Here is a 22,349-nt window from a genome sequence, read left to right as displayed (position 1 = left end):
GTCGTCGATTGCTACCGACATTTGTCAGCAAGGATTGCTGCGAAAATCGTTGAAAATTCGCGATAAACCATGATTTCCACGATGGCTGCCGAGCCGCTCTGGCCATCCGCCTAGCGTCGCGATCTCGTGGAAAGTCGCGCGCAAAAAGGCCCCGTACGTACGACTACGTAGGGGCCTCGGATGCAGTGTTTCGAAGACCGGGCGGGGTGTCTGATCAGGTGCGGCGGCGCTTGGCCAGCCGCATCACGAAGCTGATGATCTCGGCGACCGCGGCATAATGTTCGGCCGGGATGGGACGGTCGATCTCCACCGATGCGTAGAGGGCACGTGCGAGCGGCCGGTTTTCGACGATCGGCACGCCCGCCTCGGTCGCGATGGCGCGGATCTTGAGCGCGATCGCGTCGAGCCCCTTGGCGACGACGATCGGCGCGGCCATGTCGCCATGCTCGTACTTCAGCGCCACCGCATAATGGGTCGGGTTGGTGACGATCACGCTTGCAGTCGGCACGGCGGCCATCATCCGGCGGCGCGACCGCTGCATCGCGATCTGACGGATCTTGCCCTTGATCTTCGGGTCACCCTCCGACTGCTTGAACTCGTCCTTCACTTCCTGAAGGGTCATCCGCATGCGCTTCATGAACGCGCGCTTCTGATAGATGAAGTCGGCCATCGCGATCACGACGACCAGGATCGCGATCGTCTTGACCAGCGAGAAGCAGAGTTCGAGGGTCGTCGAACCGATCCGCTCCGGCCCCGAACCGATCAGCTGGTCGAGCGCCGCCGCCTTGGGCCAGACGACCATGAAGGCAATGCCGACCACGACGATGATCTTGGTAAGCGATTTCAGAAATTCGACGAAAGCCTGTTTGCCGAATATCCGGCCGAATCCCGCCATTGGGTTGAGCTTCGACCATTTGAAGCCGACGCGCGCCCAGGCGATGGTCGGGCGCCCTTGCAGGAGACCGCCGAGCACCGCCATGCCGATCAGGAAGGCGAAAACCGGGGTAAGGGCGCTCACCACCTGCATCGAAAGGCCGGTGAACAGGCCTTGCGCGCCTTCGGGCTCGAGCCGAAGCGTGTCGGCACCGCCCCAGATCCGCACGCAGATCTTGCTCAGCGCGTGGAGACTGACCGCACCGAGCCCGCCGAGCATCACCACCGCGCCGATGAACATGGCCGCGTGGCGCATCTCCGACGCCATCGGCACATCGCCCTTCTCGCGGGCTTCATCGAGCTTCTTGCCGGTCGGATCGTGAGTCTTCTGATCCTGATCTGGTGCGTCGGACATCGATCAGCCCCAACTGGCCCGCATCCACGTCGCCATCGTTTCGGCGAAAGTGGTCAGGAAAATGCCGAGCGTTCCGGCAAAAAGCGCAATGCCCAGCAACAGGTTGAGCGGCTGCGCGATGAAGAAGACCTGGATCGACGGCGCGACGCGGGCCGCAAGGCCGAGCGAGACGTTGAAGATGATCCCGTAGACGATCAGCGGCGCGGCAAGGCTCATCGCCAGCGCCATCGCATTGGTGGTGGTCTGCACGGCAAGCCGCGCGAAATCCTCGGCCGGCGGCAGCCCGCCGACCGGAAAGGCGCCGTAGGATTTGACGAGCGAGGCGATCCAGAGGTGGTGCACGCCCATCGACATGCAGACCACAGCCGCCGCGACGGCGACGAAGCGCCCGAGCACCGGCGACATGCCGCCCATCGCGGGATCGTTGATCAGCGCCGAGGAAAGGCCGACCTGCATGCTGACGATCGCGCCGGCGATCGACACGGCGCTGAACATGATCTTGACGATCATGCCCATGGCCAGGCCGACCATCACTTCGGCGATGATGATCGCCGGCAGCGCGTCGAAATTTCCGGTCACCGCCGAAACCTTCGGCGAGATGATCGGCCACATGCCTGCGGAGATGCCGAGGGCGATCATCAGCCGGGCGCGCGGCGGCACCGATTCCTCCGAAAAGACCGGCAGGAGCATCAGCACCGCACCGACGCGGGCGAACAGGATCAGGAAGGCCGTTGCGTCGGCGGGGAGATTTTCCACGGGATCAGCCGGACACGATCCGCGCGGAAAGCTGCGCCGTGAAGTTGGACATTGCCTGGCCGATCATCGGCAGGGAAAGCAGCATGACGCAGCCGATCACGAGCAGCTTGGGCACGAAGGTCAGCGTCGTCTCCTGGATCTGGGTCAGCGCCTGGAACAGGCCGATCGCGACACCGACGATCAGCGATGCGATCAGCATCGGGCCGGCGATGGTGAGGACGAGGATCAAGGCGGCTTTCGCCAGCTCCATGGCGTCGAGCGCGGTCATCGTCAGATCTGCATCCGCATGATGTCGCTATAGGCGCCGACCACCTTGTCGCGGACGGCGACGACGGTGTCGAGCGCCATCTCGGCGGCGCCGATCGCCGTCACGACGTCGATCAGATCGCCCTTGCCGGCAACCTGCTTGGCACTGGCCGCTTCCGCACTGCGCATCGAGCCGGCGGCGTCGGTGATCATGCTCTCGACCATGCTGCCGAACCCGCCCTTGGTCTCGCCGGCTTCGTCGCTGCCGCCGATGCCGGCACTGCCGCCGGTCTTGCCGGTGCTGAGAATGCGGCCGTAGGCCGATGTCGCGTCAAGCGCTCCGATGGACATGCTGTCGTTCCTTATTTGAGAAGATCGATGGTGCGCATCGTCATGCCCTTGGCGGCTTCGATGGCGTTGAGATTGGCTTCGTAGGCGCGCTGCGCTGCCTTCATGTCGGCGCTCTCGACGAGTGAGTTAACGTTGGGGCGGAGCACGTAGCCGGTCGCATCCGCAGCCGGATTGCCCGGCTGGTAGACGCGCTGGAAGGCGGTCTTGTCGCCTTCGATCGAGCGCACGTTGACGCCCTGCGCACCCGACGCACGATCGACCTCGGACTCGAAGGTGGCGACCCGCCGCCGATAGGGCTGGCCGCCGGGCGTGGTCGCGACGCTGTCGGCGTTGGCGAGGTTCTCGGCGATGATCCGCATCCGCAGCGACTGGGCGCGCAGACCGGAGGCCGATACCTCGACACTGTTCTTGAGATCCATTGAAGTCTCCTGGCGGAAAGGCGTGTTGCCGCCTCCCACCATCTTATAGGCAAGATTTTCCTAGTCGGGTCCGATCGACCAAAAATCCGATAGGCAAAATTTTCCTACCTGAGCCCAACCGCCTCCCGATCCGCTCCTATGATGGGGGCAAGAAGGAGAAAGACGCATGTCCGCTGTCGAGGGTATCAAGGTCGAGCTCGAGATCGTTCTGGGATCGGCCAAGCTGCCGATCCGCCAGATCCTGAAGATGAGCCGCGGCGCGATGATCCCGCTGAGCCAGAGCCACGAAGATCCGACCGAAGTCTACGTGAACAATCAGATGGTCGCGAAGGGCAAGGTCACGGTCGAGGGCGACCAGATGTCGCTCGAGATCATCGAGGTCGTGAAGAAGAAGAGCCGCTGATCATGGACCTGCTGTCTTTCCTCCGCACCATCGCAGCGCTCGGAACCGTGCTCGGCCTGCTCGGCGGCGCACTCTGGGCGGTCCGCCGCTACAACATCGTGCTTCCCGGCCAGGTCGGCGATCGCGGGCTCAAGCGGCTTGCTCTCGTTGAGCGGATCGGCATCGATGCGAAACGCTCGATCGTTCTCGTCCGCCGCGACGATCGCGAGCATCTGATCATGATCGCACCCGATGGCCACGCGGTGATCGAAAGCGGCATCGTCCGCGGGGACGTCAACATCGACGTGACCGCCGCCTCCGACGCCGCAACCCCCTCCGCGCCGGCCCGGCCGGTGCTGGTGAAGGCCGAAAAGCCGGCCAAGGTCGCCGAGGATTTCGCGACCCTGGTCGATCTCGTCGGCGCCGCCGGCAGCAAGGCCAAGGCCGCTCTGATCAAGACCGACAAGCCGCTGCCGATGCCGGAAACGAACCTGGCCGCAGCGCCGAAGCCGAAGCGTCAGCCGGTTCGTCTCAAAGTTACCGCGCCTGACGGGCGCACCGTCGTCGAGCCCGTGCCGGCGGCTGCCACCATCGCCCCGGCCAAAGCGGCCGCCTGAACAAAGGCCAGAAGCCAATGCGCAAGATCCTGAGGCTGGCGGCTTTCGCCGCCGCCCTCGCCACGCCTGCCGTACTCTACGCGCAGTCGGCGACCGTCAATCTTGGGGAAGGCGGCTCCGTGTCGGGCCGCGCCATCCAGCTGGTGATGATGCTGACGGTGCTCAGCCTCGCGCCGGGCATCCTGATGACGGTGACATCCTTCACCCGCATCGTCGTCGCCCTGTCGCTGCTTCGCACCGGCATCGGCGCGCCCGGCGTGCCGCCCAACCCGGTGATCATCAGCCTTGCGCTGTTCCTGTCCTTCTTCGTCATGGCGCCCACCATGCAGGTTGCCTGGGACAAGGGCATCACGCCGTACAATGAAGGCCGGATCAACGAGACCCAGGCGTTCGAGCGGACGTCGGCACCGTTCAAGGACTTCATGCTGAAGCACGTCCGCAACGACGACGTCCAACTGTTCGTTGAGCTCTCGGGCAAGCCGCCAGCGAGCCGCGCCGAGATCCCGCTGACCACCTTGATGCCCGCCTTCATGATCTCGGAACTGCGTCGCGCGTTCGAAATCGGCTTCATGCTGCTGCTGCCGTTCCTGATCATCGATCTCGCGGTGTCCGCCGTATTGATGGCGATGGGCATGATGATGCTGCCACCGGCGACGATATCGCTGCCGATGAAGATCATCTTCTTCGTGCTGATCGACGGCTGGGCGCTGGTTGCCGGCTCGCTGGTCAAGAGCTTCGGCACGGGCTGAGCGAGACCGGAAGATCGGACACGAAAAAGGGCGGCTCGCACGTGCGAGCCGCCCTTTTTCGCATGAAACCAGAGTTTGGGGTCAGCGGGTCTCGCGGTCGGACAGCCACCGCGACAATGTGTCGAACGGAATCGTTTCGTGGAAGGCGACGCCCGCTTCCTCATCCTGGGTCCAGCGGACCGTGGCCTTGATCGCGCTCAATCCGCTCACCGAGAGCGAGACCTGCTGGCCCCGATCGAGCGCGGCGCGGAGGCGCAGCTTGGCGCCGCCTTGCGACATGTCGATGATCGAGGCGCCAAGCATCTTCGGTCCGGCATGGACCAGCACGGGATGGTTGATCTGGACGCGGGGCAGGCGCGAGACATGCGCGCTGTCGTCCGCCGGCATCGAAGACAGCAGCGTCTCGACGTCGTAGGTCCGATGGAAGTGCATGCCGGCAAAGGGCGGGCTCGACCACACGATCTTGCCTTCCACGGCCTGGCCGTTGCGCAGCTCGATCCGGATTTCCTCGCCGACCGCGAGCGGGAAGGCGGTGTTGACCTTGAGGCCGTTGGCCGAGATGTTGCGGACACGGCAGAGCTGATCGCGGCGATCGTTGACCAGCCGGGCAACCAGCATCACCGTCGCCACCCGGCCTTCGCGGCGGACGAGGACGCGGCCGTCGGCTGCGACGGCCTCGGGTTCGTCGCTCTGGGTGGGCTTCAGCATCAGACCGGATTCGCCTGGGTGATCGCGGCACGGCGCACGACGCCCTTGCCGAACGCCTCGTCGGCCGCAGCCATCACGACTTTGCGGAAGGTGCCGATGTCCGGGAGCAGTCCGTCGGGGCCCGCTGCCATCGGAGTCTTGTAGGTGCGCATGTTGACGGCGTTGAGCAGCAAGGGAAGGCGCGTCTGCACGTCCTCGGCCACGTCCGCGCCGACTTCGAGCTCCACGGTGAACGAGACGTAGCCCGAGAGCCGTCCGTCCTTGAGGACGAGCGGGGCCAGGATCTTGCCCGCCGGTACGAAGGCGGTCGGGCCGCTATGGTCCGCCGGCGCCGGCGGTGCCAGGAACATCGAGGTCGCGTAGGCGGCACCGCCGCCGACGCCGAGTCCGGCGATCGTCACCGAGAGCATGATGAGAAGCTTGCGCATGACGCGGGACCCTAGAACTGGAAGTTGACGTCTTGCGGTAGAGCGGGTGCCTCGGCCATGACCACGATCGTGATCCGGCGATTTTCGGGCCGATCGGGCTGGTCCGCATAGATTGGCTGCGATCCGGCAAGCGCGACCACTTCCGAGAAGCGGTCCGGCGTCAGGCCGGCGGCGATCATCGCCGATCGTGCCGCCTGCGCGCGGTCGCCGGAAAGACGCCAGTTCGAGTCGCTCTGGCCGCCGATCGAGTCGGTATGGCCCTCGATCGCGATGCGGGCGCCGGATTTGACCAGCCGTCGGGCGATCTGCCCCAGCATCTCGCGTGCATAATCGTTGAGCACGGCGGTCGCGCCCTTGAACATCGGCCGATTGGCGGTGTCCGTCAAATTGATGCGCAGCCCGTCGCGGCTGGTCTCGAGCTTGACCGCATCCTTCGCGTCCTTGGCGGGAATGGAATCGAGCACCACGCGCAGCTCGGCCGCGATCACCCGCATCGACGAATCCGGAACGTTGGCCGATCCGCCGCGCGCCGTCCCAGCGGTGGCGACCTCGACGGTCGGCTTGCCGTTGGTGTCCTGGCTTTCGGCCTGGGAGCGCTGCGAGCGGCCGCCGCCGCCTGCGTCGCCGGTGGTGCCGGTCGCGCTCGGATCTTCCGGCGTGAAATATTCGGCAAGCCCCTTGAGCTTGTCCTTGTCCGGGGTCGAGAGCAGCCAGAGCAGCATGAAGAACGCCATCATCGCGGTGACGAAGTCGGCATAGGCGACCTTCCACGCACCGCCATGGTGCGCGTCGCCGCCGCTCTTCTTGACCTTGCGGATGACGATGACAGGCTCGTTCCGGCGGCTCGCCATGATCAGGCCGCCTTCTGCAGGGCGGCGCGAAGACGGTCCTGAACGCAGCCAAGGCGAACGGCATCGATCGCCGAGCCCGCCTGAGCGCCCTTGGAAAGGCGCTCCAGCATGTCGGCGCTCTCGTCGGCCCGCTGGATCGCCATGTCGAATGCCTGCAACTGATCGAGATTGGCCATCGCAAACTGCTCATCGGCGACGATGACCTCCGCGATCTGCTCGATCAGCCGGCGCACGTCGCGGATCTCCTCGGCCAGGACGGCCTTGAGAGCGCGGAGGTGCTCGATGTCTTCAACAGTCATTTCGTGGCTCCTCAGGCACATCGGCCCGGCGATCAAAACAGTTCGAGGTCGCCGCCGGCAACGGCGGCAACGGGCGTCGGCGGCGCGACCGGGGCGGCATCGCCGACATAGGTGCAGCGTGCCTTGCCGAGATACGGCAGGAATTCGACCTTGCGCGCCTGGCGCCCGCCGACGTTGGTATGGCCGACGCTGATCCCCTCGACCTCCAGGAAGCGGCGGGCGAAGGCGGCATTGTTGGTGCCGATCGGCGTGCCGAGGCCGCTGACCACGTTCGCGCCGCCATAGAGCTGCGCGCTCATCCGCGACCGGATCGCGCCGCGCTTCATCATCTCGTTGATGAGCAGCTCCATCGCATGAATGCCGTAGCATTGCATGTCGGCGTCGCTCAGCTGCCGGCCGCTCGTCGGCTCGGCGAGAAGGAAGTGGTTCATGCCCCCGACCTTGGCCAGCCGGTCCTGGAGGCAGACGGCGATGCAGGAGCCGAGCAGTGTCGTGATCATCACGTCCGGCTCGGCCACCACCTTATGCTCGCCCTGGATGATGGGGATGCGCTTCATGGCTCAGGTCAGTTCGCCGAAGACGCGCTCGATCTTCTCCTTGAGCGCGGCCGGAGCGAACGGCTTCACGACGTAGTTGTTGACGCCGAGGGCCGCGGCCTTCTGGACGATCTCCTTGTCGGCCGAACCGGTGAGCATGATGAACACCGTCTTGCCGATCACTGGATCCTTGCGGACCTGCTCGAGGAACTGCAGGCCGTCCATGTCCGGCATGTTGTAGTCCGAGATGATGAGGTGGACGCGGTCGCTGCGGACCGCGCTGAGCGCTTCGACCGGGCCCGCTTTGTCGCGGACGTCCTTGAAGCCGAGATCTTGGAGCGCGCGCCGGATCATTGCGCGCATGCTCGCCTGATCGTCGACCACCATAACCTTAATTGCAGACGCTGCTGGCATTTCGCTCCAACCTTACTTTCTGCATGCCGCGAGGATCGCCTCGGGCATCGCTGACAAACTGACTTCTCGTTCCACGGCGCCTCTTTCGAAAGCGGCACGCGGCATACCGTAAACCACGCAGGTCGCGGCATTTTGTCCCAGGGTGCGAGCGCCTGCCTGGCGCATCGCAAGCAGACCCGCCGCACCGTCGCTGCCCATCCCGGTAAGGATGGCGCCGACGGCTGCGTGACCCAATTTCGCAACCGAGTGGAACAGCACGTCCACCGACGGACGGTGACCGGTTACCGGATCCGCCTGGGTGAGCCGGATCCGGCGGTCGCCGATCCCGACGAGCTCCATGTGGCTCTCGCCCCCAGGAGCAATATAGACGGTCCCACGCTCCACCGGCATGCCGTGACGGGCCTCGACGACGTTAATTTGGCACTCGCGGTTGAGGCGGGCGGCGAAGCCGCCGGTGAACGCCGCCGGCATGTGCTGAACGACCAGCATCGGCGGTGCATCGACCGGCATCGATCCGATCACCTGGAACAAGGCTTCGACGCCGCCTGTCGACGATCCGACCGCGATCACCACGTCCCGGTTGAGCCCGGGGGTGGAGGCCGCCGCCCTGATCGTCGGCGCTTCGACGCGCCGTACGGTCGATCGCGCCGCAGTCTTGACCGTGGCGCACAGCAAGGCCGCATTCTGCGCCATTTCCTGGGCATTGCCGCTCGGCTTCTGGATGCAGTCGACCGCGCCGAGGCGGAGCGCCTCGATCGTCGCTTCGGCACCGCGGGCGGTCAGCGTCGAGCACATCACCACCGGCATCGGCCGCAGCCGCATGATCTTCTCCAGGAAGGACAGCCCGTCCATTCCCGGCATCTCGATGTCGAGCGTGATGACGTCGGGATTGAGGTCCTTGATCATCTGACGCGCGGCGTGCGGCTCCGGCGCATGACCGATCACCTCGATGTCCGCGTCGCGGCTCAGGATGCGGTCGAGCGCGGCCCGCATCGACGGACTGTCGTCGACGATCAGGACACGAATGGGGGCACCCATGGCTCAGCTTTCCTTGACGTAGATGGTGTGGCCGGCCGGCTTCATCCGCGATGCGGCGGCGCCGATCAGGCGCTCCGAATGGCCGATGTAGAGATACCCGCCCGGCACCAGCATATCGACGAAGCGCGCTTCGAGCTCCGCCTTCGCCTCGTCGTCGAAATAGATCATGACGTTTCGGCAGAAGATCACGTCGTATTTCTGGCGCATCGGCCACGGCTCGAAGAGGTTGAGCACGCGTGCCGTCACCATCTTCTTGATCTCGTCGACGACCGCGAAATCGGCGCCCTCGGGACGCAGCCACGCAGACCGGTAAGGAGTCGGGATCGGCTGCACCGTGTTGGCGGAATAGACGCCGCGCCGCGCGGTCTCGACCACCAGTGGCGAAAGATCCGTCGCAAGCAGCTTGACGTCGGCGCGGTCGACCCACGCTCCGGACCCGCGGTCGGGGCCGCGAAGGCACATCGCGATCGTGTAGACCTCCTCGCCGCTCGAACAGCCCGCCGACCAGATCCTCACCGGCTTGGTGGCGGCCTGGCGCTGCAGCCACGGCATCGCCGTCGCCTTCAGATGGTCGAAATGATGGTTCTCGCGGAAGAAGTGGGTGTGATTGGTGGTGAGCGCCACCACCATCGCACGCCGCTCCTCCGGATCCGAGTGGACCAGCTTCACATAATCCTTGAAGTTCTGCAGGCCGTGCTTGCGCACGCGCTTGCTGAGCCTCGAGTGGACCAGGGTGGTCTTGCCCGGCGCGAGGTGAATGCGGGCGTCGCTCTGCATGATCGCCGCGATCGCGGCGAACTCGGTGGCGCCCAGCTCACCTGCGCCGGCGTTCACGTCCGGAGCCCCCGGACGGGAAACAGCCTGGGCTCCGGACATGCTCACGCCGCGAGATCCAGATGACCGGTGACGTTCAGCGCTTCGAGATCCAGCAGCAGCACCATGGTGCCGCTTTCGGTCGACGCTTCGTCGCCGGCCTGGATCTTGTTCGGAACCTGGACGAGGCCCGAGATGATGCCCTGCTCGCCGACTTCGACGTCGGGGGCCGGCTGGATGTCGGCATCATCGATCGGGATGATGTCGGCAACGTGATCGACCAGGAAGCCGGCCCGCTTGCCCGAAATGTTGACGACCAGGATGCACGAGCGCGAGTGAAGCACGCTCGGCTCCCAGCCCAGCCGCTCGGACAGGCCGACGACGGGCACCACGGTGCCGCGCAGGTTGGTGACGCCGCGGATGAAGTGCGGCACGCTCGGCAGCGGGGTCGGCTCTTCCCACTCGCGAATCTCGATCAGCGACTTCATGTCGATGCCGAAGACCTGCTTGCCGAGGATGAAGGTGACGATCTTGCGATCGGCTGCAGCGATCGCTTCGACGTTGGTGGGGGTCATGCTGCAATTCCTTTCGGAGTGTACTTGGTGTTGCTGTGGCTTGCGCCGGACAGGAGCGCGTCGATATCGAGGATCAGCGCGATCGATCCGTCGCCGAGAATGGTGGCTCCGCCGATCCCGCGGATCGGATGAAGGTTCTCGTCCAGGCTCTTGATCACCACTTCGCGGCGATCGTCGATCGCGTCGACCATCAGGCCGACATTGCCGGCTTCGCTGTCGACGATGATCACCAGCGAGTCTTCGGGGCTGCGGGGATCGTTGGCGGCAAGGCCGAACATCTCGCTGAGGCGCTTCACCGGCAGATAGGAGCCGCGCAGTTCCATGACTTCGGAGGTCGGAGTCATCGGCTGCACCTGCCCCGCTTCCGGCCGCACCGCTTCGATCACGTTGGCAAGCGGCAGGACGTAACGCTGTTCGGCGAACCGAACGATCATCCCGTCGAGGATCGCCAGGGTGAGCGGCAGGGCCATGGTGAAGGTGGTGCCTTCGCCGGGTGTCGAGTGGATCTCGACACGGCCGCCGAGCGCTTCGACGTTGCTGCGGACCACGTCCATGCCGACGCCGCGGCCCGAGATGTTCGAGATCGTTTCCGCCGTCGAGAAGCCCGGCGCGCAGATCAGCTGATCGATTTCCTCGTTGGAGAGGACCGCGTCGGCCGAAATGATGCCCTTTTCGATCGCTTTGGCGCGAACCCGCTCGCGGTTGATGCCGCGGCCGTCATCGGAGACGCGGACGAAGATTCGCGCGCCCTTCTGCTCGGCCGAAAGCCGGATCGTGCCCTCGGGCGACTTGCCGGCGGCGATACGCTCGGCCGGGCTTTCGACGCCGTGATCGACCGCGTTGCGGATCATGTGAGTCAGCGGATCGCCGATCTTTTCGATTACGCCCTTGTCGACTTCGGTCATCTCGCCCGTGGTCTCGAGGATCACCTGCTTACCGGTTTCGGCCGACAGGTCACGCAGCATGCGCGGCACGCGGGAGAAGGCCTGGCGGATCGGCTGCGCGCGCAGCGACATCACGTTGTCCTGGATCTCGCGGGTCAGACGCGCCAGTTCCGGAAGTTCCACCCGTTCCTGATCGCGCGGCGAGAGCCGGTCGTTGAGGATCGAGCCGCGGATGACGAGCTCACCCACCAGGTTCAGCAGCAGGTCGAGCTTGAGCAGATCGACGCGGATGGTCTGGGCGGCTTCGACGGTCTTGCCTTCGGTGGCCGGAGCGGCTGCCTTGGGCGCAGGCGCCGCGACGGCAACGGGTGCGCTGGGGGCGACCGCCGCGTCCGCAGGGGCCGCTTCGACGACCGGGACCTCGGCCACGGCCGCCGTCTCCACGACGACGGGCGCGGCCTGCGGCACGTCCTCGCGGGCGATCTCGATCTTTGAATCCGGTGCGACGAAATCGAAGCAGTCACGAATGACGCTCTCTTCGGTCTCGGCGGGCATCGCCAGGGTCCATTCGAGATAGCTCTCTTCCGGATCCAGATCGCGCAGATCAGGCAGCGAGACGCTGTCGACCCCGATCACCCGGGCACCCGATTCCTCGAGCTCGCGGATCACGAACATCGGCTCGGCGCCGTTCGCCATCGCGGCGCGCGACGGACGGAAGCGGATGATCCAGCCGCCGAGCGTCGGCGCAGGAGCGTCGAAATCCTCGAGCGACACGCCGACCGGCTCGAAGCCGAACGGATCGGCATCGAAATCGTCGAGCTCGACGACCACGGGCACGAAGCCCATCTCGTCGGCCACCGGAGCGGCTTCGACCGGAGCCGGTGCCGCGGCGGGCGCCGCACCGCCGGCGCTCGCGCCCTTGGTCTCGAGGATGCGATCGAGTTCGACCAGCATCTCGGCATCGTTCGGAAGGCCGGCATGGCCCTGTGCCGCAGCGACGTGATCGGACAGCAGGTCGAATGCAGCCAGCATCGTCTTGGTCACTTCGGGCGTCGGCACGATCTTGCCGCCGCGCACCTCGTCGAGGACGTTCTCGAACCGGTGCGAAAAGGCGAGCAGGGCCGCGTGGCCGAATGCGCCCGACCCGCCCTTGATCGAGTGAACGGCGCGGAACACGCCGGCGATGACCTCGGACGACACGTCGCCGGCCGCCATCGCGGACAGACCTTCCTCAGCGGTGGCAAGGCCTTCGGCGCATTCTTCGAAGAAGATCGCCTGGATTTCGTCGAGTTCGTCGCTCACGGGCACACACGGCGGATCGCCGCCCCCAGCTTGGTCGGATCGAAGGGCTTGGTGATCCAGCCGGTGGCACCGGCCTCACGGGCACGGGCCTTCTTCTCATCCGAGAATTCGGTCGAAAGGACGAGGATGGGAAGACCGCGGAACTGCGGCAGCTTGCGCACTTCCTCGATCAGGCCGAAGCCGTCCATCTTGGGCATGTTGATGTCGGTGATCAGCAGGTCGGGATTGACCTCCTGGATCCGCTCGAGACCGTGAACGCCGTCATTGGCGCCCTCGATGGCGAAGCCCTGGGCGGTCAGCGACGTCTTGAGCAGCATGCGCATGCTCGCGCTGTCGTCCACCGTCAGAATGAGTTTGCTCATTGAACCTGGTCCTCTTCTTCGAGCCCGAATTGATCGCTCAGGCCGCAAGCTGAAATTCGCCGGCGGAGCGGTTCGCTCGGATTGGCGATGGTGAAGGTCTGTCCGTTGCGCTCGGCTTCGGCCTTGGTCGCGATCAGCAGCTGGAGCACGGCCTGGCCGATGCTCTCCACATCGCTGCCGTCGATCACGACGTCGCCGTCGACATCCGCTGCGAGCACGAGCTGTACGCGCAAGTCCTCGGCAGTCACGGTCGATCCGTGGGCCGGAAGGCTCACTGGCCCGCCGGCTTCAGCGTCAAATTGGGATAGCATTGAGTTCATCCTTGGCCTCGTCGAGAGCGCTCTCGAGCTGCTGGAAAGTGGGTGCGTGGTGCGAAGGGGTCATGCGCCGGGCGATCTCGATCGCGACCTGCGTCGGAATGCCCTGGGCGTAACCGACGATCGCGGTCTTCACGAGCTGGTAGGGGTGGCAATCGGAGTCGATCGTCTCCTTGAGCTTCGAGGCGAGCGGGCCGACGAAGCAATAAGACAGAAGCACGCCGAGGAAGGTGCCGACGAGTGCGCCGCCGATCATCGCGCCGAGGATCTCGGTCGGCTGATCGATCGAGCCCATCGTCTTGATGACGCCGAGCACCGCGGCGACGATGCCGATCGCCGGCAGACCGTCCGCCATCGTCTGCAGCGCATGCTGCGGCAGCAGCTCCTCATGATGATGCCGGTCGATGTCGTTCTCCATCGCCTCGGCAATCTGATGCGGATCCTCGAAATTGACCGTCATCATGCGCAGATAATCGCAGATGAACTCGATCAGGTGATGGTCGGCGAGCAGTCGCGGATATTTGGAGAAGAGCGGGCTCTCGGCCGGCTCGTCGAGATGCTTCTCGATCCCGGTGGCACCGCCCTTGCGAAAGGTGGTGAGCAGGCCGAACAGCAGAGCGAGCAGATCGCGATAGTCGCTGTCCTTCCAGCGCCCGCCCTTGAACGACCGCTTGATCCCCGCGAGGGCGCTCTTTGCCGTGCCGCCCGAATTGGCGACGAGAAAGGCGCCGACGGAGGCGCCCGCAATAGCCATCATCTCGTGCGGCAGTGCGTGGAGCACGATTTCGAGCTTGCCGCCCGAGATCAGGAAGCTCCCGAACACGCAGACCAGAATGACGACGAAACCGATACCGTTTAACATTGAAGATCCGATCAGGAGCTTGACTGCATTACTTTATAGAGGGGGACAGCGGCCGCGGGTTCGCCGCGGACCGGAAATCTTCCGTTGGGCCGCGCCGCTCTCGTGCGATGGCGCTCCGACCCGGGATTCCCCGTAGGTTCCGGACGCCGCCGGCACCGCGTCGAGCGCTCCCGATCCACGGTCTCGTCCCGGACGCGGCATGGTTGGTCCCATTATAGGCGCCGGGCGGGAGGACCGGGGCGGTCGGAAAAAAGTGCCGGGCGCCGCCGCCGGCACCCGGGACCATCCTATGATGGGGGGGAAACGACCCGAGGAGTATTCAATGTCGCTCGACGCCTATCGCCGCGTGCGCTCCATTGCGGAGACCCCGCGCGCGCAGGAATATCGTCTGATGAGCCAGATCACCGGCGAGATGATCCACGCCCGCGATGCTGGCCTGAACGGCGCGGCGCTGGTGCCTTCCTTGCACCGCAATCGGCAGGCCTGGAGCACCTTTTCCTCGCTGTGTGCAGCGCCGGGCAACAAGCTGCCGACCGAGCTTCGTGCAAGCATTATCTCGATTGCCCTGTGGGTCGATCGCTATACCAGCGAAGTCGTCGCAGGCCGCGACAGCATCGAAGATCTGATCAATGTCAACCGTGCCATCATCGATGGTTTGGCCAACGAAAACTTGCAGGCTGCCTAAGGTAAACCACAGTAACGGTATATTACAAAACGAAGACTGCGCAGTGATCCTATAATCAGGTCAAACCATCAGTTGGGAAGACCAAAGATGATCACTGCGCGCTTCTGTCTCGCGGCCTCCGGTGCTGCACTTCTTCTCGGCCAGGCTGCGGCGGCCAACGCCGGTCCGCTCCAGGACGCGATCGGCGCCGGCGACGATTGGAAGATCCGCGGCACCTTCCGCAGCCGCACCGAGGCCATCGACGGCCAATTCCGCCCCAAAGTGGCGGAAAGCGACTTCTTCCAATCGTTCCGCAGCACCCTTTTCGCCGAATACGATGCCGGTCCGGTGCGCTTCGGCGCCGAGGTGATCGACGCCCGCGGCTACGGCCAGGCCGACGACAGCTCGGTCGGCACCGCCGAGATCAATCCGCTCGAGCTCGGCCAGGCCTATGTCGCCGTCGAATTCGACGGCAAGCTCGGCAAGGGCTCGAAGGGGCTGGTCACCGCGGGCCGCTACACGCTCGCGATCGGTTCGAAGCGCCTGCTCGATTCCTATGGAGCGGGCAACCGCGTGCCGACCTATACCGGCATCAACGTCGACTGGAAGAGCGCCGGCGGCGATCGCCTGATCGCCTTTTGGGCGATGCCGGATCTGCGCGAGCCCACCACGCTCCGCGATATCCGCCATAATCACGTGAAGTGGGATCCGGAGACCACCGATCTCCAATTCTTCGGCGCCAGCTTCACCAAGGCGAATGTGCTCGGCGGCAGCCTCGAATTCTACGGCTACCGCCTGTGGGAACGCGATTCCGAGGACCGCCCGACCATCGATCGTCACCTGTTCACCCCCGGCATGCGCTTTTCGCGTGCGCCCAAGGCGTCGACGATCGATTGGGATCTGGAAGGCGCCTATCAGCTCGGCGAGGTTCATGCGACCAAATCGCCGACCGACGTCCGTTACCTCGATGTCTCGGCCTGGACCGTCCACGCGGAAGTGGGCAAGAGCTTGGCGGGTGCCTGGGCGCCGCGCGTGTCGGTTCATTACGATCAGGCGAGCGGCGATACCGCGAACGCCGGCACCTACACCCGCTTCGATCCGCTGTTCGGCTCCCGCCGCACCGATTTCGGCCCGGTCGGCCTCTACGGGCCGGTCAACCGTGCGAACGTCGTTTCCGGCGGCCTGCGCCTCGATCTGGCGCCCTCCAAGCGCCTCGATCTGGGTTTGATGGGCCGCGGTCTGTGGCTGGATTCGCGCACCGACAGCTTCGGCGTGACCGGGGTTCGCGATCGCACCGGGGCGACGGGCCGCTACGCCGGCACGCAGGCGGAGGCGCGGATCCGCTATTGGCTGAAGCCCAAGGTCGTGCGTCTCGACACCGCCTTCGCCTATCTCGCCAAGGGCAGGTTCCTCCGCGATGCGCCGAATGCACCGGCGACCGGCGACACGGTTTACGGCGGACTCGATCTCACCGTCGACTTTTGAGCATCCGCCGGCGGGCAGTGCGAACGAAAAGGCGGCGGAGCCTGGCTCCGCCGCCTTTTCGGCGTGTACGGCCTTGCCGGATCGGAGCCCGCGCCGGCCGCGGATCAGGCGCGGGCGAGCTTGGCGGCAGCGCGTTTCTGGCGGATCAGCCGGCGCGCGACCGCGCCCGCGGTGCGCGACGGGCTGCGGTTCGGCGCGCGCATGTCGCGGAGCGGAGCGCGCCTCCGTGCCTCGATCAGCGCAGCGGCCGGGAAGGCGACGCTGGCCCGCAGGCCGGCGACCGGCGATGCGTTGCGGATGCCCCGGCGGGCGCTGTTCAGGACGTGAACGATCATCTCGCGCGGCTGCACGGCGCCCTGCTCGGTGACGGCCGAAAGCCGGAGGAGGGCGAACACGCCCATCGCGGCGGAGATCAGGAAGTAGAATTGCCACCAGTTGAACGACAAGGCGACCACCTGCGCCACGCCGTCGGGGCTCGTCCAGGTCAGACCCAGATTGAGGCCGCGCTGCGCGAAGAAGGTCGCAAACAGGCCGCCGATCAGCGGCGCCATCCCGGCCGCGGCGGATGTGATCAGCGAACTCGTCGCCATGTAGACGTGCGCCTCTCCCTGCGGCGCCGCCTTCATCGTGATCGCGCTCGAGGCGAGCGCGACTCCGGCCGACGCCATGCCCATCAGGATGTGGAGCGCGATCAGATAGGCCGAGCGGACGCCGGCATCGAGTTCGGGCACCAGCGCCATGGCCGCGATGCAGGCGATGAATCCCGGTGCGGCGACGGCGAGCACCGTCTTGTTGGCGAAGCGATCCGAAAGCTCGCCCCAGCCGCGCAACACCAGGAGATTGGCGACTTGGCTGACGATGCTGAGCACCAGCACGAAGCCGGCCGTATAGCCCGCCTGCTCGACCAGATAGACGGTGAAGAACGGCAGCGCGAAATTGACTGCGAACTGCCACGTCGCGAGGAAGCGGATGATCCGGCGGAAATTGTCTTCCTTGAGCGGCTTGGCGAGCAGAGTCTTGAGGCTGCGGCGCTGGGCGGGACGGACCATGCTGGTTTCCGGCACCTGGGCGAGCTGCCAGGTGCTGATCAGGCTCGACAGGAAGCCGAAACCGTAAAGCGCGAAGAAGATCGTGCCGGCAGCGGCATAGCCCCGGCTTGCAAGCTCCAGCGCACCGGCTGCCGATGCGGTGCCCGCGGCGCCGAGCAGCGTCGCCCACACCGTGCGGCGGGCGAAGAATTTGCCGAGCGTTTCGGAGGGCACGAGATCGCGGATCCAACTGTTCCACGAACAGCCGGCGACCGAGTTGAAGGCGCAGTGGACGGTTTCGCCGATGACGAGCAAGGCGAGCGCCAAGTTCTTGTTCGGCAGAAATGCGAGTCCGGCCATCAGCGGCAAGGCAAGGCGCGCCGTGAACAGAGCGGCGATGGATATCAGCCGCCGCGAGCGTGCACGCTCGACCAGCAGGATGGCGGGCGCCTGAAGCAGCTGGCACAGGAACGGGATTGCGGCGAGAATGCCGATCACCGTCGGAGAGGCGCCCAGGAAGAGGGCATAAGCGACCAGCACAACGCCGCTATTGAGGGTGCCGACGATGGTGGCGAAGGCGGCATCGGCCATCAGCCGGTTGACGCCACGGGTGAGTTCCTGCGGGCTCACCGAGCCGTGCGTTTGGGAAAGGCGCATCGCAATCCGGATCTTCAAGCGGGATGGGGAAAGGCCCGGTGCCGATCGCGGTCACTCGGGCTGGCGCGTATCTAGTCCCGCCTTCGGACGGCTTCGATTGCGGTGATTCACGTTAGGTAGTGGTACCTACCACGCCGTTTCGTTCGGCTACCGGACCAACGGCAGAGTGAAGGCGAACGTCGTTCCCGCCTCCGGGTTCGCGAAAGCCCGGATCTTGCCGCCATGCGCCTCGACGATGGTGCGGGAGATCGACAGGCCCACGCCGAGGCCCTCCTCCTTGCTGGTCATGAACGGCGTGAACAATGTGTTCTCGAAGGCGGGATCGATGCCCTTGCCCGAGTCCGAGATCCGCACCTCGGCATGGGTCTCACGCGGGGCAACGGCGACGACCAGCTCCCGCCGCGGCCGATCGATCATCGCCTCGATGCCGTTCCGCACCAGGTTCAGAACCACCTGCTCGATCTGGACCCTGTCGACACGAACGCGGGCGCTCTCGAGCCTCCTGTGGCAGGCGATGCCCGATACGCCGGAGCCGAGCAGCGCCAGGCGAAGGCTTTCGTCGACGATGTCGCGCAGATCGTGGATTTCGCGTTTCTCGCCTCCCCGCGAAAGCATCGCCCGGATCCGGCGGATGATCTCGCCTGCACGCTGGATCGACGCGCGCGCTTCCTCCAGCGCATCTCCGGCCTGCCCTGATATTTCGGGCGCGCGCTGCACCAGCACACGCGCCACGCCGATCCAGTTGTTGGCTGCGGCGAGGGGCTGGTTGAGTTCATGGGCAAGCGTCGCCGCCATCGCCCCCATCGCGCTGAGACGCGAGACGTGGATCAGCTCCGACTGCAATTGCTTCACCCGCGCTTCCGCCTCGATCCGTGGAGTCAGATCGGTAATCGCGCCGATCATCCGGGTTGCGCAGCCATCTGCCCCACGGACGACATAGCCGCGCTCGTAAACGTGCGAGTAAGCGCCGTCGAGGCGACGCATCCGGTATTCTGCCTGCCAGCGCTCTCCCTCCGCGGAGTGCAGGAAAGCGTCCAGGCTCGCGATCGTCTGCGCGCGATCGGCAGGGTGGATCGTCTCCTCCCACCAGTCGAGCGACGCCTGTGCCGGGTCGCTGCAATAATCCCGGATCGAGGCATTCCACGAAATCTTGCCGGTGGGAATGTCGAGGTCGTAGATGAGGTCGTTGGTTGCCAGGCCGGCGAGGCGGGAGCGTTCGATCGCGCTGCGAAGTTTCGTTTCCGCCTTGATCTGCTCGTGCACGTCTTCCGTGAAGCCGTAGATGAAGGCGGTGCGCCCCTCCTCGTTCACCCGCGTGTAGCCCCGGGTGCGAAGCCAGCGCCACTCGCCGTTCTGCCGCAAACCGCGGAAGCGCACGTCGTACGAACCGCCGCTGCGCCGGGCTTCCGCCAGCGCGTCGAGATAGCGATCGGAATCGTCCGAATGGATGAAATTGCGCCAGCCGGTGCCGAGCACCTCTTCGTCCGGCCGGCCTGTCAGTTCGTGCCAGCTCTTGCTGATGCCGATTACACGCTCTTCATGATCCGCGATCCAGCAGATCTGGGGGCTATGTTCCCACAGGAAGGCGAGATGATCGTCGCGCTGCTCCGCCGAGTGTTCCAGCGCCGAGAGCGCGTCGATCGCCGTCGAGATTTGCGCCTGCACCGCCTCGGCAGACATGATTCCGCCTTGCGCACCGCGGAGCGCGCGCAAGGCGGTTGTCAGCCGGCGTCCGGCATCGACACTCTCGAAAAATGGCACCTTGCCCCCCCGCAAGCCCATAGCGAATCTGGGCTCAACCTTAAGCGGGTCGGGAGTGCTTGTGCCAGAGATTCCTCGTTTCGGACGTGCCACGTTGGAACGGGAAACCTGTCTGATCGCAGTGACGTAGCGTCAATCGGATTCAGAGCGCCTGATGTCGGACGAGCGGGCGCCGGCGGTACACGGAGGGATCCTCGATCGTCGCCGCAGGCTCGGCGGTGACCCGGCGGCCGCCGCGGGCGAGGCCGGCCATCCTCTCGAACAGGCTGGCGCCGCGGCCCTCGTCCTTGGAGTCGAGGCGCGATGCCGGAGCGGCGATCTTGCCGGGCGTCACCCACATGCGCTGCGCTTCCGCCTCGCGGATGATCGCGGGCGCTGCCGGTGCTGCGGTCGCGATCGGCCGGTGCTCGGGCGGCGCCAATACAGAAGCGGGCGGATTCAACGGTGCAGGCGGCGCGATCGGTGTCGTGGGCATGGCGGCGATCGGCGGCTGCGGTGCCTGCTGTGCCGGCGCGGGCGCACTGGCCTGCGTAACCGGCGCGGGTGCGGCCGGGCGCTGCGGGGCGGATTTCGAAGGCGCGAAGGACTTGACGGCAGGCGCTTGGACATCGGCTGCCGCGTGCGGTTTGCCTTCGCTCTGGACGACGGCGGATTCGATCCCGGTCGCGACCACCGAGACCCGGATTCGTCCTTCGAGCTCGGGCAGGAAGGAGGAACCCCAGATGATGTCGGCGTCGGCATCGACGACGTTCTTGATGTGGTTGGCGGCCTCGTCGATCTCCATCAGGCGCATGTCGTCGCCGCCGGTGATCGAGATGATCAGGCCCTTGGCGCCGTCGATCGCGCCGTCGAGCAGCGGATTGGCGATCGCCGCTTCCGCGGCTTCGATCGCGCGATGCGGCCCGCTGGCCTCGCCGGTGCCGAGCATCGCCTTGCCCATCCACGACATGATCGCGCGAATGTCGGCGAAATCGAGATTGATGACGCCGGGCATCATGATCAGGTCGGTGATGCTGCGGACGCCATGTTCCAGCACTTCGTCGGCCATGCGGAAGGCGTCGCGGAAGGTGGTGTCCGGGCTCGCGACGCGAAACAGATTCTGGTTCGGGATGACGATCAGCGTGTCGACGCTCTTCTTCAGTGCCTCGAGCCCCTGTTCGGCGGCCTGGCTGCGCTTGCGGCCCTCGAATGCGAACGGCTTGGTGACGACTCCGATGGTCAGAATGCCCTTGGCGCGGGCGGCGGCGGCGATTACCGGCGCGGCACCGGTGCCGGTGCCGCCACCCATGCCCGCGGCGACGAAGCACATATGGGCGCCTTCCAGAGCATGCTCGATCTCCTCGATCGATTCTTCGGCGGCGATGCGGCCGACCTCGGCCTGCGCGCCGGCGCCGAGCCCCTGGGTGGCGCCGCGGCCGAGCTGGATACGGGTGTCGGCAGGCGACACGTTCAGCGCCTGGGCGTCGGTATTGGCGACCACGAAGTCGACGCCCTCGACACCACCGCGGACCATGTTGGCGACGGCATTGCCGCCGGCGCCGCCGACGCCGATCACACAGATGCGCGGACGAAGCTCGGGATTGGGACGCGGATCGATATCGAACATGGGAAGCATACCTTTTCGAGGAGACAGGCCGCAGGGCGGCACGGTCGGATCGCGAGGATCGACCCGCGCCGGACGGCGCGGGCAATGGTGTGAAGACGGATCAGGCGGCGAGGAGGCGCTGCTCCTGCTCTGGCTCGCGCAGCACATAGCCGCGGCCGCGCAGGGTTCCGATATAGCTCTCGCCGCTGCTGGTGACGGACAGCTTCTTGCGCAGGCGGCAGATGTAGACGTCGATCACCTTGCTGATCGGCTCGTCCATGTGGCCATAGACGTGATCGAGGAAGGTCTCCTTCGGGATCGGCCGGCCCTGACGGAGGGCGAGCAGTTCGAGCACCGCATATTCCTTGGCGGTCAGATCGACGCGGCTGCCGTCGAGTTCGACCGTCTTGCCGTCGAGATCGATGGTGAGGCCGCCGACGCGAACATTACGGTCGGCATGGCCGGAGGAGCGGCGAACCAGCGCGCGCAGACGGGCGGCAAGCTCGCTGCGGTGGAACGGCTTCACCACATAGTCGTCGGCGCCGTGCCCGAAGGCGGAAACCTTGGCATCGGTGCTGTCGACGGTGCTCAGCACCAGGATCGGGGTCTTGACCTTGGCACCGCGGATCTTCTTGATCAGATCGAAGCCGTGAAGATCGGTAAGGTTGAGCTCGGTAACGATCACGCTGAACTCGAAGGAACGGGCGAGATCGAGAGCATCGTCGCCGTCGGCGACCGCCTCGACATTGAAGCCCTCGGCGCGCATCGACAATTCGATGCGGTTACGCATCACGGCATCCGGCTCGACAACAAGTATACGCATCTCGGACCTCATGAATTGACTTGTCTGTGGAAGAGCCCGACTCTCGCGTTCGATCGCTCCCGATGAGGTCTCTGATGCCTGTTGACGGGTTAACGGGTAAGCGCGGAAATCTACTCTAAGGGCTAGTGCGTAAGCCGCTGGCGGAGTGC

The 22,349-nt window shown here is 65.6% G+C and carries 27 protein-coding genes; 5 read left to right on the top strand and 22 right to left on the bottom strand.

Annotated elements, in window-relative coordinates:
- Positions 1 to 214: 214 nt before the first annotated feature.
- The 5 genes from flhB to flgC are packed head-to-tail and all read right to left on the bottom strand — an operon-like array spanning position 215 to position 3,060.
- Positions 215 to 1,288, bottom strand: coding sequence for a flagellar biosynthesis protein FlhB (flhB, locus tag ETR14_RS09025; RefSeq protein WP_129384305.1), 1,074 nt, complete (start codon positions 1,286 to 1,288; stop codon positions 215 to 217).
- 3 nt (positions 1,289 to 1,291) lie between these two features.
- Positions 1,292 to 2,044: a flagellar biosynthetic protein FliR gene (gene fliR, locus ETR14_RS09020; protein ID WP_129384304.1), complete on the bottom strand. Its 753-nt coding sequence runs from the start codon at positions 2,042 to 2,044 to the stop codon at positions 1,292 to 1,294.
- A gap of 4 nt (positions 2,045 to 2,048) precedes the next feature.
- Complete coding sequence (locus ETR14_RS09015) at positions 2,049 to 2,312, bottom strand: flagellar biosynthetic protein FliQ (RefSeq protein WP_129384303.1); 264 nt, start codon at positions 2,310 to 2,312, stop codon at positions 2,049 to 2,051.
- Between the two features lie 2 nt (positions 2,313 to 2,314).
- Positions 2,315 to 2,641, bottom strand: coding sequence for a flagellar hook-basal body complex protein FliE (locus ETR14_RS09010; RefSeq protein ID WP_129384302.1), 327 nt, complete (start codon positions 2,639 to 2,641; stop codon positions 2,315 to 2,317).
- Between the two features lie 11 nt (positions 2,642 to 2,652).
- Positions 2,653 to 3,060 (bottom strand): flagellar basal body rod protein FlgC, encoded by a 408-nt coding sequence (gene flgC / locus ETR14_RS09005; protein WP_129384301.1) that lies wholly within the window; start codon positions 3,058 to 3,060, stop codon positions 2,653 to 2,655.
- A gap of 166 nt (positions 3,061 to 3,226) precedes the next feature.
- Between flgC and ETR14_RS09000 the strand changes: the two genes are divergently transcribed.
- Genes ETR14_RS09000 through fliP form a run of 3 tightly spaced genes read left to right on the top strand, consistent with a single transcriptional unit; the run spans position 3,227 to position 4,808 of the window.
- On the top strand, positions 3,227 to 3,463 hold the full coding sequence (locus ETR14_RS09000) for a FliM/FliN family flagellar motor switch protein (protein ID WP_129384300.1): 237 nt from the start codon (positions 3,227 to 3,229) through the stop codon (positions 3,461 to 3,463).
- 2 nt (positions 3,464 to 3,465) lie between these two features.
- Positions 3,466 to 4,059 (top strand): flagellar biosynthetic protein FliO, encoded by a 594-nt coding sequence (locus ETR14_RS08995; protein WP_129384299.1) that lies wholly within the window; start codon positions 3,466 to 3,468, stop codon positions 4,057 to 4,059.
- 17 nt (positions 4,060 to 4,076) lie between these two features.
- Positions 4,077 to 4,808: a flagellar type III secretion system pore protein FliP gene (fliP, locus tag ETR14_RS08990; protein ID WP_129384298.1), complete on the top strand. Its 732-nt coding sequence runs from the start codon at positions 4,077 to 4,079 to the stop codon at positions 4,806 to 4,808.
- An 81-nt stretch (positions 4,809 to 4,889) separates the two neighbouring features.
- Here the strand turns inward: fliP and ETR14_RS08985 are convergent, their stop codons facing one another.
- From ETR14_RS08985 to motA, 13 genes are read right to left on the bottom strand one after another with little or no spacing between them, the layout of a single operon-like run.
- The gene (locus tag ETR14_RS08985) at positions 4,890 to 5,516 is read right to left on the bottom strand and encodes a PilZ domain-containing protein (RefSeq protein ID WP_129384297.1); all 627 of its coding nucleotides are present in this window, start codon (positions 5,514 to 5,516) and stop codon (positions 4,890 to 4,892) included.
- Positions 5,516 to 5,944, bottom strand: coding sequence for a hypothetical protein (locus tag ETR14_RS08980; RefSeq protein WP_129384296.1), 429 nt, complete (start codon positions 5,942 to 5,944; stop codon positions 5,516 to 5,518). The genes ETR14_RS08985 and ETR14_RS08980 overlap by 1 nt, the downstream gene beginning before the upstream one ends.
- An 11-nt stretch (positions 5,945 to 5,955) precedes the next feature.
- Positions 5,956 to 6,795, bottom strand: a complete 840-nt coding sequence (locus tag ETR14_RS08975) for a flagellar motor protein MotB (RefSeq protein ID WP_129384295.1) — start codon at positions 6,793 to 6,795, stop codon at positions 5,956 to 5,958.
- 2 nt (positions 6,796 to 6,797) lie between these two features.
- Positions 6,798 to 7,094, bottom strand: coding sequence for a hypothetical protein (locus tag ETR14_RS08970; RefSeq protein ID WP_129384294.1), 297 nt, complete (start codon positions 7,092 to 7,094; stop codon positions 6,798 to 6,800).
- A gap of 32 nt (positions 7,095 to 7,126) precedes the next feature.
- Positions 7,127 to 7,651: a chemotaxis protein CheD gene (locus ETR14_RS08965; protein ID WP_129384293.1), complete on the bottom strand. Its 525-nt coding sequence runs from the start codon at positions 7,649 to 7,651 to the stop codon at positions 7,127 to 7,129.
- Between the two features lie 3 nt (positions 7,652 to 7,654).
- Positions 7,655 to 8,044, bottom strand: a complete 390-nt coding sequence (locus ETR14_RS08960; protein WP_199193033.1) for a response regulator — start codon at positions 8,042 to 8,044, stop codon at positions 7,655 to 7,657.
- 12 nt (positions 8,045 to 8,056) lie between these two features.
- Complete coding sequence (locus ETR14_RS08955; protein WP_129384292.1) at positions 8,057 to 9,082, bottom strand: chemotaxis response regulator protein-glutamate methylesterase; 1,026 nt, start codon at positions 9,080 to 9,082, stop codon at positions 8,057 to 8,059.
- A gap of 3 nt (positions 9,083 to 9,085) precedes the next feature.
- Complete coding sequence (locus ETR14_RS08950; protein ID WP_129391592.1) at positions 9,086 to 9,958, bottom strand: protein-glutamate O-methyltransferase CheR; 873 nt, start codon at positions 9,956 to 9,958, stop codon at positions 9,086 to 9,088.
- A gap of 2 nt (positions 9,959 to 9,960) precedes the next feature.
- Positions 9,961 to 10,470, bottom strand: a complete 510-nt coding sequence (locus tag ETR14_RS08945; protein ID WP_129384291.1) for a chemotaxis protein CheW — start codon at positions 10,468 to 10,470, stop codon at positions 9,961 to 9,963.
- Entirely contained in the window at positions 10,467 to 12,656 is a 2,190-nt protein-coding gene (locus tag ETR14_RS08940; RefSeq protein ID WP_129384290.1) for a chemotaxis protein CheA, read from the bottom strand. The genes ETR14_RS08945 and ETR14_RS08940 overlap by 4 nt, the downstream gene beginning before the upstream one ends.
- A complete protein-coding gene (locus tag ETR14_RS08935) occupies positions 12,653 to 13,018 on the bottom strand; it encodes a response regulator (RefSeq protein WP_106515538.1) in 366 nt (121 codons plus the stop codon). Before ETR14_RS08935 ends, ETR14_RS08940 begins: the two co-directional genes overlap by 4 nt.
- Positions 13,015 to 13,293, bottom strand: a complete 279-nt coding sequence (locus ETR14_RS08930) for a lipid asymmetry maintenance protein MlaB (protein WP_371416771.1) — start codon at positions 13,291 to 13,293, stop codon at positions 13,015 to 13,017. The genes ETR14_RS08935 and ETR14_RS08930 overlap by 4 nt, the downstream gene beginning before the upstream one ends.
- A 19-nt stretch (positions 13,294 to 13,312) precedes the next feature.
- A complete protein-coding gene (gene motA / locus ETR14_RS08925; RefSeq protein ID WP_129384288.1) occupies positions 13,313 to 14,197 on the bottom strand; it encodes a flagellar motor stator protein MotA in 885 nt (294 codons plus the stop codon).
- 322 nt (positions 14,198 to 14,519) lie between these two features.
- Here motA and flaF point away from each other — a divergent pair, with 322 nt between their 5' ends.
- Together flaF and ETR14_RS08915 are read left to right on the top strand one after the other, a co-directional pair.
- On the top strand, positions 14,520 to 14,882 hold the full coding sequence (gene flaF / locus ETR14_RS08920; RefSeq protein ID WP_129384287.1) for a flagellar biosynthesis regulator FlaF: 363 nt from the start codon (positions 14,520 to 14,522) through the stop codon (positions 14,880 to 14,882).
- Positions 14,883 to 14,969: 87 nt separating this feature from the next.
- Positions 14,970 to 16,346, top strand: coding sequence for an alginate export family protein (locus tag ETR14_RS08915; RefSeq protein ID WP_129384286.1), 1,377 nt, complete (start codon positions 14,970 to 14,972; stop codon positions 16,344 to 16,346).
- Between the two features lie 104 nt (positions 16,347 to 16,450).
- On the opposite strand, the gene ETR14_RS08910 is transcribed toward ETR14_RS08915, so the two are convergent.
- The 4 genes from ETR14_RS08910 to ETR14_RS08895 all read right to left on the bottom strand — a co-directional run bounded on the left by ETR14_RS08910 (position 16,451) and on the right by ETR14_RS08895 (position 22,200).
- Positions 16,451 to 18,031, bottom strand: a complete 1,581-nt coding sequence (locus ETR14_RS08910; RefSeq protein WP_129384285.1) for an MFS transporter — start codon at positions 18,029 to 18,031, stop codon at positions 16,451 to 16,453.
- Positions 18,032 to 18,178: 147 nt separating this feature from the next.
- A complete protein-coding gene (locus ETR14_RS08905) occupies positions 18,179 to 19,711 on the bottom strand; it encodes a PAS domain-containing protein (protein ID WP_165356385.1) in 1,533 nt (510 codons plus the stop codon).
- Positions 19,712 to 19,934: 223 nt separating this feature from the next.
- Positions 19,935 to 21,398 carry a cell division protein FtsZ gene (ftsZ, locus tag ETR14_RS08900; protein WP_129384283.1) on the bottom strand — a complete coding sequence of 488 codons (1,464 nt, stop codon included), beginning with the start codon at positions 21,396 to 21,398 and terminating at the stop codon, positions 19,935 to 19,937.
- Between the two features lie 100 nt (positions 21,399 to 21,498).
- Positions 21,499 to 22,200, bottom strand: coding sequence for a response regulator transcription factor (locus ETR14_RS08895; RefSeq protein WP_129384282.1), 702 nt, complete (start codon positions 22,198 to 22,200; stop codon positions 21,499 to 21,501).
- Between the last annotated feature and the right edge of the window lie 149 nt (positions 22,201 to 22,349).

The sequence above is a fragment of the Sphingosinicella sp. BN140058 genome, from assembly GCF_004135585.1.
GTDB lineage: Bacteria > Pseudomonadota > Alphaproteobacteria > Sphingomonadales > Sphingomonadaceae > Allosphingosinicella.
The sequence above is the reverse complement of the archived record's forward strand: the minus strand, read 5'-3'. Positions and strand labels throughout refer to the sequence as shown.

Bases quoted from the DNA above. Each gene is read 5' to 3' on its own strand.
- flaF (WP_129384287.1), top strand. From the start codon at position 14,520: ATGTCGCTCGACGCCTATCGCCGCGTGCGCTCCATTGCGGAGACCCCG.
- ftsZ (WP_129384283.1), bottom strand. From the start codon at position 21,398: ATGTTCGATATCGATCCGCGTCCCAATCCCGAGCTTCGTCCGCGCATC.
- ETR14_RS08905 (WP_165356385.1), bottom strand. From the start codon at position 19,711: ATGTCTGCCGAGGCGGTGCAGGCGCAAATCTCGACGGCGATCGACGCG.
- ETR14_RS08895 (WP_129384282.1), bottom strand. From the start codon at position 22,200: ATGCGTATACTTGTTGTCGAGCCGGATGCCGTGATGCGTAACCGCATC.
- motA (WP_129384288.1), bottom strand. From the start codon at position 14,197: ATGTTAAACGGTATCGGTTTCGTCGTCATTCTGGTCTGCGTGTTCGGG.
- ETR14_RS08995 (WP_129384299.1), top strand. From the start codon at position 3,466: ATGGACCTGCTGTCTTTCCTCCGCACCATCGCAGCGCTCGGAACCGTG.
- ETR14_RS09000 (WP_129384300.1), top strand. From the start codon at position 3,227: ATGTCCGCTGTCGAGGGTATCAAGGTCGAGCTCGAGATCGTTCTGGGA.
- fliP (WP_129384298.1), top strand. From the start codon at position 4,077: ATGCGCAAGATCCTGAGGCTGGCGGCTTTCGCCGCCGCCCTCGCCACG.
- ETR14_RS09010 (WP_129384302.1), bottom strand. From the start codon at position 2,641: ATGTCCATCGGAGCGCTTGACGCGACATCGGCCTACGGCCGCATTCTC.
- ETR14_RS08910 (WP_129384285.1), bottom strand. From the start codon at position 18,031: ATGCGCCTTTCCCAAACGCACGGCTCGGTGAGCCCGCAGGAACTCACC.
- ETR14_RS08975 (WP_129384295.1), bottom strand. From the start codon at position 6,795: ATGGCGAGCCGCCGGAACGAGCCTGTCATCGTCATCCGCAAGGTCAAG.
- flhB (WP_129384305.1), bottom strand. From the start codon at position 1,288: ATGTCCGACGCACCAGATCAGGATCAGAAGACTCACGATCCGACCGGC.
- flgC (WP_129384301.1), bottom strand. From the start codon at position 3,060: ATGGATCTCAAGAACAGTGTCGAGGTATCGGCCTCCGGTCTGCGCGCC.
- ETR14_RS08955 (WP_129384292.1), bottom strand. From the start codon at position 9,082: ATGGGTGCCCCCATTCGTGTCCTGATCGTCGACGACAGTCCGTCGATG.
- ETR14_RS08985 (WP_129384297.1), bottom strand. From the start codon at position 5,516: ATGCTGAAGCCCACCCAGAGCGACGAACCCGAGGCCGTCGCAGCCGAC.
- ETR14_RS08965 (WP_129384293.1), bottom strand. From the start codon at position 7,651: ATGAAGCGCATCCCCATCATCCAGGGCGAGCATAAGGTGGTGGCCGAG.
- ETR14_RS08935 (WP_106515538.1), bottom strand. From the start codon at position 13,018: ATGAGCAAACTCATTCTGACGGTGGACGACAGCGCGAGCATGCGCATG.
- ETR14_RS08915 (WP_129384286.1), top strand. From the start codon at position 14,970: ATGATCACTGCGCGCTTCTGTCTCGCGGCCTCCGGTGCTGCACTTCTT.
- ETR14_RS08970 (WP_129384294.1), bottom strand. From the start codon at position 7,094: ATGACTGTTGAAGACATCGAGCACCTCCGCGCTCTCAAGGCCGTCCTG.
- ETR14_RS09015 (WP_129384303.1), bottom strand. From the start codon at position 2,312: ATGACCGCGCTCGACGCCATGGAGCTGGCGAAAGCCGCCTTGATCCTC.
- ETR14_RS08960 (WP_199193033.1), bottom strand. From the start codon at position 8,044: ATGCCAGCAGCGTCTGCAATTAAGGTTATGGTGGTCGACGATCAGGCG.
- ETR14_RS08950 (WP_129391592.1), bottom strand. From the start codon at position 9,958: ATGTCCGGAGCCCAGGCTGTTTCCCGTCCGGGGGCTCCGGACGTGAAC.
- ETR14_RS08980 (WP_129384296.1), bottom strand. From the start codon at position 5,944: ATGCGCAAGCTTCTCATCATGCTCTCGGTGACGATCGCCGGACTCGGC.
- ETR14_RS08945 (WP_129384291.1), bottom strand. From the start codon at position 10,470: ATGACCCCCACCAACGTCGAAGCGATCGCTGCAGCCGATCGCAAGATC.